4 protein-coding genes and 1 pseudogene are annotated in these 10,171 nt (G+C 37.3%); 1 reads left to right on the top strand and 4 read right to left on the bottom strand.

The genetic code is table 11. The annotated features are described in order from the left end of the window. The first annotated feature begins 299 nt into the window (after positions 1–299). Positions 300–1,149: pseudogene (locus F6K13_RS05820) on the top strand (IS630 family transposase). Between the two features lie 138 nt (positions 1,150–1,287). Here F6K13_RS05820 and F6K13_RS05815 read toward each other — a convergent pair. The 4 genes from F6K13_RS05815 to F6K13_RS05800 form a co-directional block, all read right to left on the bottom strand. After that, the gene (locus tag F6K13_RS05815) at positions 1,288–5,673 is read right to left on the bottom strand and encodes a WD40 repeat domain-containing protein (RefSeq protein ID WP_287287018.1); all 4,386 of its coding nucleotides are present in this window, start codon (positions 5,671–5,673) and stop codon (positions 1,288–1,290) included. Between the two features lie 433 nt (positions 5,674–6,106). Beyond that, the gene (locus tag F6K13_RS05810) at positions 6,107–6,550 is read right to left on the bottom strand and encodes a hypothetical protein (protein WP_124145593.1); all 444 of its coding nucleotides are present in this window, start codon (positions 6,548–6,550) and stop codon (positions 6,107–6,109) included. A gap of 454 nt (positions 6,551–7,004) precedes the next feature. Next, positions 7,005–9,437, bottom strand: coding sequence for a caspase family protein (locus F6K13_RS05805; RefSeq protein WP_124155314.1), 2,433 nt, complete (start codon positions 9,435–9,437; stop codon positions 7,005–7,007). A gap of 100 nt (positions 9,438–9,537) precedes the next feature. Then, on the bottom strand, positions 9,538–10,023 hold the full coding sequence (locus tag F6K13_RS05800) for a hypothetical protein (protein ID WP_124145591.1): 486 nt from the start codon (positions 10,021–10,023) through the stop codon (positions 9,538–9,540). Positions 10,024–10,171: the final 148 nt, after the last annotated feature.

The raw sequence follows: 10,171 nt of genomic DNA, 5'->3' as shown, positions 1-10,171 counted from the left end.
TGATCAACAAAATCTGTAGTGATGATTTTTTTTCCTGTAGATTTCATCGAAATTTGCCTCCCTGAAAAAAGAACGTTATTAGTCACTAGGTATAATATACACTAACAATCATTTATTGGTTAGAAAGTTAGGTTTGTGACTGGATAGTTTTAGATATTGTATTATGTACTTCTATCACCGCCTTCACTCCAGTTATCAAACTGTAGCATTGGTTTGTATCCTGAATATAGTCGTTTAACTTAAGGATGAGACAAAAACAGAGTAAAATTTTCAAATAGAATTGAGAGTAGTTGAAAGTAATGACTTATAGTTTAGATATAAGACAAAAGGTAATAGATTACATAGAAAGTGGTGGGAAGATAACCAAGGCAGCAAAAGTATTTGCTTGGAGGAAGAGCGTCCATATATAGATGGTTAGAGAGGAAAAAGCTTGAAGCCACAAAGGTAAAGCATCGTCACAGAAAACTAGATTGGAAAGAATTAGAAAAATATATAAAGGAAAATCCGCAAGTAAAATTAAAACTCATAGCAGAAAAATTTGAAGTTAGTACAACGGCAATCTGGACTGCCTTGAAAAAAATGAAAATAACTAGAAAAAAAAGAACTTCGTTATCAAGAAAGAAATAGAGAAGAAAGAATAAAGTATAATAGAACCATTCGAGAATTAATAAAAATATATGGAAGTAACAGTTTAGTATATATTGATGAATCAGGATTTGAAGAGGTAAGTACTTGTATTTATGCTTGGTCAAAAAGAGGAAAGAAAATCTATGGAGACCAACAAGGAAAACGAGGGAAAAGAGAAAACCTAGTAGCAGGGAGAAGAAAAAGAAATCCATGACTTAATAGCCCCAATGATATTCACAGGAAGTTTGAATGCAGAAGGTTTTGAAGGATGGTTATCACAATATTTATTACCATCATTAGAAATTATCGAGCGTCTTAATCATGGATAATGCTCCAATCCACCGCAAAAATGTAATTAGAGAAATGGTAGAAGAGGCAGGGCATCAAGTAATATTCCTTCCCAAATATTCTCCTGATTTAAATGATATTGAACATGATTTCAGTGCATTAAAAAGAGCCATAATGTATGCTCCTACCCATAAATCTTTAGATGAAATAATCCGTGATTATTGTGTAGCTTAATGTCTCACTCTTAAGTTAAATAACTATATATTCTCATTATTAATGTATTTATGGATGAGGAGCGATAATGTGTATCAATTGTCACAAAAAATTCTGCTGCTGTTCTGAGATGTGCAAAAAAATACACATTGACCTAACTTATATCATGTTTAAAATAATGCTGTTTAAAACTTCTGGCGTAAAGGGATTTTCATCTTTTTTCAGAGATTCAATCCAAAGCAGTCGTTGTGCTTTTTGTTCAGTGTTTTTTACCTGCTTAATAAACGCTTCAAAATCTTCAACAGCACTGTTAAAATCACCTGTTAATGCTCTGGCCAAACCTCGAGTATCCCTAAACTGTGCATTTTCTGGTTGAAGCTCTACTGCATGATCACAGGCAAACATCACATCTGTAGCATGACCATGTAAGCTACCGTATCGACAGAGTTTATCCCAGTGTTTGCCAAGAATTTGTAAATTCGGATGATACTCTTGAGCCACATTATAAGCACGAATTGCTTCCTTAATTTTTCCTTCTTTTGCTAATATTCCCCCTTCATCCCGGACGCCTGGAGCTGCAATTATTTTTGCTTCTGTTAATGGGTCAAACTTCAAATTAGGATCTAGTTTTAATGCTTCTCGGTATTGAGCAGCAGCACCTTCAACATCGCCATTATTGGTTACTATTCTGTTACCTTTTTCTAGGAAAAGTTGTGCTGAAGGTTGAACATCATCACACAGATGCTTATTAGGATAGTCTTCAGGTCTACTTTTGAGATAGTCATCCACCCAGTCGCAACCCCTTGCTAGTAACTCGTCGATGTCTAAATTCCATAGTCTAATAGTTTTGTCATCACTAATTGAAACTATCTGGTTATTATTAGGGTTAAAAGCCAGATTCTCCACCTGTTCTGTATGACCGCTAAGAGTAAGTAGTAGAGTGCCATCAGGTTTCCAAACTCTGACTGTTTTGTCATTACTTGCTGTAGCAATTAAGTCTCCCTTGGAATTAAAAGCAATGCCAAGCACTGAATTAGTATGCCCACTTAAAGTATGTTTGACGGTTCCATTAGGAGTCCAGAGTTTGACCGTTGTATCTCGACTAGCAGTAGCAATGAGGTCTCCCTGAGGACTGAAAGCAATACTGTAAATAGAGCCTTTATGTTCTTCAAATGTATTGAGTAGTTTGAGTCTATCTCCATCAATTTTCCATACTTTTGCAGTCCCGGTTAGACTGGCAGTAACAATGAGGTCTTCTTTGGGACTGATGGCAACATCGGTAATTTGATGGCCATGTTTTGTGTCTATTTCTAGGAATTCTTCAACTAAATTACCATCAACTTTCCATAGTTTGACTTTTTTGTTTAAGCCAGCAACAATAAAATTGCCCTTGGAACTGAAGGCAATATTATAAGAGTTGCGAGCACCTAATTTTTTATCGGTCAGGTCAATGACTTTTGTACCATCAGGTTTCCAGAGTTTGGCTATACCGCGATGGGTCATGGTAGCGATCAACTCACCGTTAGGACTAAAGGCGACATCTGTTACCCAATTATTGTGCTTGATGTTAGGCTGTATTAAAGTACCATCAAGTTTTCGCAGTTGAAGTGTATTTTCGTAATAACAACCCAAAGCAATGAGGTTATTAGGACTAACGGCAACACGCCTACAATGATAATTATCAAGTTGGCTTTTGCCGAATGTGTCTTGATAAGGGATGGTATTCCAAAGTCTTACTGTTTGGTCAGCACTAGCACTCGCTATTAAGTCTCCTTTGGGACTGAAGGCAATGCTATAAATTTTTTTGTTGTGTCCTTGAAGGGTGTCTACAAGAGTACCATCTGGTTTCCAAATTCTGACGGTATTATCTTCACTAGCACTAGCTATTTGTTCGCCGTTTTTGCTGTATACAACACTATAAACTTTATCGGCATGAGAGAGGGTATCTAAGAAAGTACCATCAATTTTCCAGAGTTTGACCTTATTGTCAAAACTAGCAGAAGCAATTTGGTCTCCGTTAGGACTGAAAGCAACATCAAAGACTATTTTTTCGTGTCCTTCAAGGGTTTTTACTGCGTTACCATCAGGTTTCCAAAGTTTGACTTTGCCACCCTCATCTCCAGTAGCAATGAGGTCTCCTTTGGGGCTAAATTCAATATCATATACATTCCCCTCAGCAGGAAGAGTTGCAACCAAACTACCATCTACCCAACTACCATCTGTAGATTTCCAAATTTTGGCTGTGTCATCTTTACTACCAGTAACAATAAGGTCTCCTTTTGGGCTGAAGGCAATACTACGAAGCTCTCCTGTATGTCCTGTTAGAGTTTTTACGAAAGTGCCATCAGATTTCCAAATTTTAGCTGTGTTATCTTTACTCGCAGTGGCAACAAAGTCTCCGTTGGGGCTAAACACTACTCTGGTAACTTGGTTATCGTGATTTAAGGTTGCTACTAATGTGCCATCAGATTTCCAAATTTTAGCAGTTTTATCTTTACTTGCTGTCGCAACAAGGTCTCCCTTGGGACTAAAAACTGCTCTATAGACTGCTCCGCCATGGCCTAGAATTGCCATCAAAGTACCATCTGCTTTCGAGAGTTTAGCAACGTTATCGCTACCTGTCGTGGCAATGAGGTCTTCTGTGGGGCTAAATGCCACGCTAATAACTTCGTTATCGTGATTTAAACGATTATATTCCATCTTCCCAGGGGTAGAAATTATCTCTCGTAATGTATCTATACCTAATAGTCGAGTCTCAGGTTTTGCCCAACCAGCATTTTTTAATTTTTTCCCCAGCTTAATACCGTTAACGAGTGTATCCCATGTTTGAGTAGAATTGAAACTGTCTTTTAGACTCTCAAACTTATTTCTAATTTTGGTATTCCAGTTGTTAACAGTAGCACGTCTCCATCCGAACACAGCAACTCCAGCCAAAACTGATATCAAAACAAAACTGCTAGTAACTGCCACAATATTCCGTCGCCGTTTTTGATCGCGAAATTTCACACTCTCTCGAATAAACTCTTGTTCTTTTTCTGAAAGTTCATCGCGACGGTCTTTTAGTTGTTCCTGGGCCTGAGCGAGTGCTGCCCCCCGTAATAGTTGTCCCTCATCTCGCCCCATTTCTTGCCACTGACGCATAAAACCCCGCAGTCTTTCTTGCCATGCACGAAATTCTCGGTCTGTTTCCATCCATCCTTTCAGTTGACCCCAATTTCTAATTAAGGCTTCATGGACTACCTCAACTGTTTCTTGCCCTGAATTTTCTTCTGTTTCACTGGTAATAACAGTACGACTGGTGACAACTAACCGTGCATCAGCTAATTTTTTGACTAAATTCCATGTCTGGTTTAATTCTGCTTTAGTTGCCACTCTTCGGGTGTCTTCTGTACCTTCTCCGGGTCGTACTAATTGCACAAAAATTCGATGGACTTGTTGTTGTTCTTCTGGTTTAAGTTTACTAAATTTGTCATCAGCATAACGAGTTAATGCACCAGAAACTTGACCTATTTCTTCATAAGCTTTATGAGTTAATTGTTTGCTTTTTCGTTGTTTCCAAAGTTCTGTCAGAGCAAATTCTAATAAGGGTAAATTTCCTGGTTCTTTATCTACATCTTCAAGAATACGTTCTACCAGTCCGCTTTCAAAATTGATACCTAATTTTTGAGCAGGTTTTTCAATAACATCTCTTAGTTCTTTTGAGTTCATGGAGCGGATTTTTACATCCCCATTTCGCAAGACATCTGCTAATGGTGGATAAGATAATACATTCCCTAAAAAATCAGCCCGCATTGTGGCAACTAATACGGTTGATAAGGATGATTGTTTGCTGAAAGACCGGAATGTATATAAGAGAAGATCGAGAAATTTTCGGCGGGTTTGTTCATCATTACAAAGGGTGTAAATTTCCTCAAATTGGTCGGCAATTAATAAAGTTCTGCTATTGGGATGATTATGTTGTATTTGTGTAAAAACTTTGGATAATTGATTGGTTTTTTTTGTATCTTTTAGATACTCAGATAAGTCGTCAGTTTGAGTCAGAAGTTGAGTTTCATTTAGGTTCGGTGCGTAGAGTGGAATTAAAGCACGAGCTAGAGCATAAAATGGGTCTCCTCCTGGACGAAAATGGGTAAATTGCCAATGTCCAGCTTTGACTAATTTCGGTACTAATCCTGCTAAAATAACTGAAGATTTGCCACTGCCAGAGGCTCCTAATACGGGAATAAAATTACGAGTTTCTGTATATTCATAGAGTTCTTCAATAAATACTTCGCGCCCAAAGAAATATTCAGCATTTTCTGAGTTAAAGTGATATAAACCTTGATAGGGACAAAGTAATTTATCGTCTATATCTTCTTCAGTAGATGTTGTAATTGTTTGTTTTTCATAATAATAGTTATAGATTACAGTACGAGATTGATTAATACTTGTAGTGCCCTCTGTTGTATTGACAAAATTTACAGGATTTTCACTACCTGAAACTGTCAAATCTCTGGCTGTTTGATTTTGATTGGATAGGGATTTGTCATTTTGTTCCGTAGTCATAATATAGTTATTGAAGATATTATTTGAATCTAATTAACTAATACCAATTCACTTTACCTCTCCCCTACTCCCTCACTCCCCTACTCCCCCGCTCAAGAAAATGTAGCAAACATTTATCAAATTGGTATAAATAGGGCTTGCTGATTAAATCTAAAAGTATTTACAGATAAAGGTTTTAGCCTTTTTGATATCGAAAAAAGTGCGCCTGTTTCAGCTCTTCACGCTCAAAAAGTAGCGTATTTTAGGTGCATAGTTAGGCAGAAAAATCATTCTTACAAAACTTAGCTCCTACCTCCTCGCTCATTCCCTTTTCTCCTGTCTCCTGTCTCCTGTCTCCTGTCTCCTACCCTCACCCATAAGGCTTTTTCAGCAAACCCTAAATAGGTAGACGCAAACCCCCTGAAGCAATCTCACCCTTGATTAAGAGAGAAAATTAAATCCAAACTTTGGCTAAAATTGTTGCAACTTTCATCACAGGTCCAGCTAATTTTTCTACACCTTCTAATCCTTTTTTAAGTGCCTCAACTGCTTCATCTATCAAGCCTTTGTCAGGTTGAGGTTTCTTTAATTCTGTTTCTAGTATTTCAACAGGAATTTCTGCTTGTTTTTTCTGAATTAAACTTAGAGCATTTGTGGCAGCAATTTCCTGTTTAAGCTTTCCTAATTCAGCTAATGCTGTATCTATTTTTGATTCAGAATTTTCTCCGATAGTTTGAGTGTGGCTTTGGTCAATATTCACATTGCTACTTCTAGTATTTGTTGGGTTAAAAGGATTATTTGTTCCACCAATACTAATGTTGCCAAAATTTTGGGATTGATTGAAAGATTTGGGATTTGATTGAGAAGAATTATGATTAAATTTGTTTTGAGAATTCATGGCTAAATTTTCCTTCCTACTTGGGACAAAACTTAGCTCCTACCTCCTCCAAATTCCCATTTCTCCTGTCTCCTGTCTCCTGTCTCCTGTCTCCTACCCTCACCCATAAGACTTTTTCAGCAAACCCTAATTAATAATTAATAATTAATAATTAAATAATTCTGGTTTAAAGCCTCCCCTTTTAAGGGGAAAAAAGCGGTTGAGGGATGGCGAGGTCCCCTCGCCATATCCAATCAACCAAGACAGCGGTCGTTAGCGCAGCTTCCCGAAGGGTGAGATGGCGATCTTCGGAGCGGCTCTGTCAAGAGCGGGTCTCCTCGCCATCTCCAATCGACCAAGATAAGAAATAATATTTCCTTATATTCAATTCCGTAACGGTTTTAACCAGAGGTAATTATCAATTATCCATGATCAATTATCAATTAATGAACGCCTCGCCATGACATGATTAATATTATTTCTTCACCACTAGCACCACTTTTTCTGTTGTCCATTCCTCACTAGCGTCAGTAACAACTTTAATATTTCGCTGAGGACTATCTTCATCTACAACAGCAGCCAATAATTCCTCTAATTTATTAGTAGGTTGTTGATTACCAAAACCTCTTCGAGATTGGTCTAATACTGGTAATTCCAACAATTCAAAATTCGTTCCATCCACAGTCGCAAATACTTTAACTATATCCACCCCTTCCTGATAATTTTTTGGCAGTTCGAGGTCAAAGCGAGTGTCTTTATATTTTCCTGGTTCTAACACTTCATAAGGCACAGCTTTTGGATAGAATTTTACAATACTTAAATCTTCCTGAAGTATCAAAGCCGTAATATTTAAAGTTTGATTAGATAGATTATGAATTCGGAGAAAAACCCGTTCGCCCTCTTCCAATTCATAAATATTATTGTCAGTTTCTAAAGGTACAAATTCTCGTTTCACTGACGTACCTAATTCAAGCTTAAGCTTTCCATTTAATGGGGCAGAATATTCTTCGTTATCCAAATCCCAAATAGTCTGATATTTGGCAAGATGAATTAAGCGATTAATTAGCTTTTCACTAGCTTCTGGATCATCCGCTTTTATTGGAAAAATAATATTTTTAATTGGCTGTTTCAGAGCATCTAAAACCCAATATTCTCCAGCAGCATTCAGTGAAACAAAATAATCTACATCAATTTCTGTTTCCGAACAAAATTCTATCCAGCGATGACCTTCAATTTGTTCTTTCTTAGCTGCGAGAATATTAGGCAATAATGCCACATTTACACCAGGAATTTGCGGTAATGGGTCTGGAAAAAGAACACAAACTTTACGAATTTGTTTCACCCCTGGTCCTAAATATATTGCAGGTGAACCTATTTCAATCATTCCTTCGCTCAAGTTATTATTGATGGTTCTGATATTGTGTAATTCTGTTACTTCTGCCCAACAATCAGATGCTCCTAATTCTACTACTTTTACTGTAGCAATTAGATTTTGGCTGTCTTGAAAATCCCTGGTTGTAAATCGGAAAATATCAAATTCCGCCCCTTTTTTGATGCCATTAGCTTGACCAGCTTGGATTTTGACTCGGTTTTTAGTAATATCTACATCCATGACCGTAGGAGTAGGCCTACTAACAACAGATTGACCACCAAAAAAAGTCTGCTTTGTCTGTCCAATTAGCATCGGTGTTTGTCGCTCAAAGCGATTATGAACGAAATTAGAAATGCTATTAAATAGCTCTTCTACAGCAATTTCTGTGCCAAATTTGCGCAGATTTTTTAAGAGAAAATAAGTTAAAGCGCCGTTGCGTTCTGTTCCTTCAAAAACATCCTCATAAGCAAATTCATTATCCCGACAAGCTGCGATTAAAGTATAACCTTTTGGTTGTGGCAACAAACCATTGGCCACGGTAAGGTTGCGACTATTTGCTGTTAGATTTTGCCAATTTTTTGTTAGTTCTTGAATAGGTGCAACTAAACTATTAGTTCGTCGGGGAGTCATATCAATAAAACCTCCAGCACGAATCTTGTCTTCTCCACCTCTTGTTGCACCACCGGAATGACAGCTATCGAGTACCAAAGTTACAACTAATTTTTTATTCACCATTTCTTCGAGAAGTTGGGCAAATTCTAAGTCACGTAAATAGCGTGAATTTGGTTGACCAATATCTGTGGGAACTAAGCCTTGATCTATACCAGAAATACCCTTAATATCTGTAAAAATTGTTTTCGCTTGTCCACCATGACCAGAGTAATGAATATATACTTGGTCTTGAGGTTTTGCTTTAGCAGTTACCTCTTTAAATTTAGCAACTATATTCTCATAAGTTGGTAAAAATTCGGGTGATTCTTTGGGTTGCTTAGGATTATCTGAAGCAGTAGCTGTGAGTTTAATAATTTGGTCGGATGTGAGGTTGAAAGTATTTTTTAAATAGGTTTCAACATGATTAATATCTCGAACACAACCCCGTAAATTTTTATAGCTGCCACCTTCTAATTCATGGGGAAAATAGAAGTCAATTCCGATGAGCAAAGCGTGAAAGTTGGGGGTTTGGTTAGGTGTTTCAGGAAATAATATTGAATCATCATCTGTATTTCCTCGACGGCCTCCGTCTGTTCTATTTTCTGGTCTATCTGCAACCCTAGATGTACTTCCTCGACGGCCTCCGTCTGTTCTATTTTCTGGTCTATCTGAAACCCTAGAACTTCCTCTACGACCTCCGTCTGTTCTATTTTTTGGTCTGTCTGAAGCCCTGGATTTTTCGGAGTGCAAAATATTAGTAGTTGTTATGCCAAGATTTTCTTCGGATGTTACTAATAATCGAAGCTGATGAATAACAGTAGTTAAAACAGCTCTTACAGAAAAAATTGACCAATTATTTGATGATAATAATGTTGTTAAATTCATAGTCTTCCTCTGTTAATTTTTTTGTTATTGAAACTTCATTTTTAAGGATGGGGGTTGATATTTTAAGCTGAAAAAACTTTCAGCAAAAGCAAAACATTTCCTACTCTATTTCAGGTGGTTTAGACCCATCAAAACTGTCTTGCCACATTGAGCAAATTGTCTCACCTGCTGCACTAGCAATTTTCTGCACAATTAAGGTAGCAACAATAGCAGCGATCGCCGGAGCTAACCCTAAATTAGTAACCAAAATGGGAGTTAACATACCCGCAGCTTTTGTGGAACTTTCATTGTAAGCATCCTCAATTTTTTGCATTGTTTTACAACCGTCACCAAAGGGGTCACGATCGCATAAGAAATCGTAAGCTTCTCCATTCAGGCGTTTAAAAAAATTCTGACCAAATTCTATAAATTTATTACCCTCTAGACCTCTGGGAACAGCCGTCAGGGTATTGATATTGATAGATTCTACAGAAGCACTTGTGGTTAAATCATCTTCCAAGCTTTGTAGTTGCATCCCAAGTTGAGCTTGCAATGTCTCCTCATCAAGTTCTGCCAGTTTTTCAATTAACTCATTAATGTCTGCCATAAAGTTCCTCTAATATTTTCTCAAGTTGTTGTATTGACCTCTGAGAGAATTTGTAGGAGTCCAAGTAATTCAGGACAGCAAAGTCCCAATAAAGCTTGTGAAATTACCTATGACTATCATATCACAGTAATTATGCTGGCAATTCCGA

It is taken from the genome of Okeania sp. SIO2B9 (assembly GCF_010672505.1).
Lineage (GTDB): Bacteria > Cyanobacteriota > Cyanobacteriia > Cyanobacteriales > Microcoleaceae > Okeania > Okeania hirsuta.
This window is presented reverse-complemented; position numbering and strand designations above follow the sequence as displayed.

Bases quoted from the DNA above. Each gene is read 5' to 3' on its own strand.
- F6K13_RS05815 (WP_287287018.1), bottom strand. From the start codon at position 5,673: ATGACTACGGAACAAAATGACAAATCCCTATCCAATCAAAATCAAACA.
- F6K13_RS05810 (WP_124145593.1), bottom strand. From the start codon at position 6,550: ATGAATTCTCAAAACAAATTTAATCATAATTCTTCTCAATCAAATCCC.
- F6K13_RS05805 (WP_124155314.1), bottom strand. From the start codon at position 9,437: ATGAATTTAACAACATTATTATCATCAAATAATTGGTCAATTTTTTCT.
- F6K13_RS05800 (WP_124145591.1), bottom strand. From the start codon at position 10,023: ATGGCAGACATTAATGAGTTAATTGAAAAACTGGCAGAACTTGATGAG.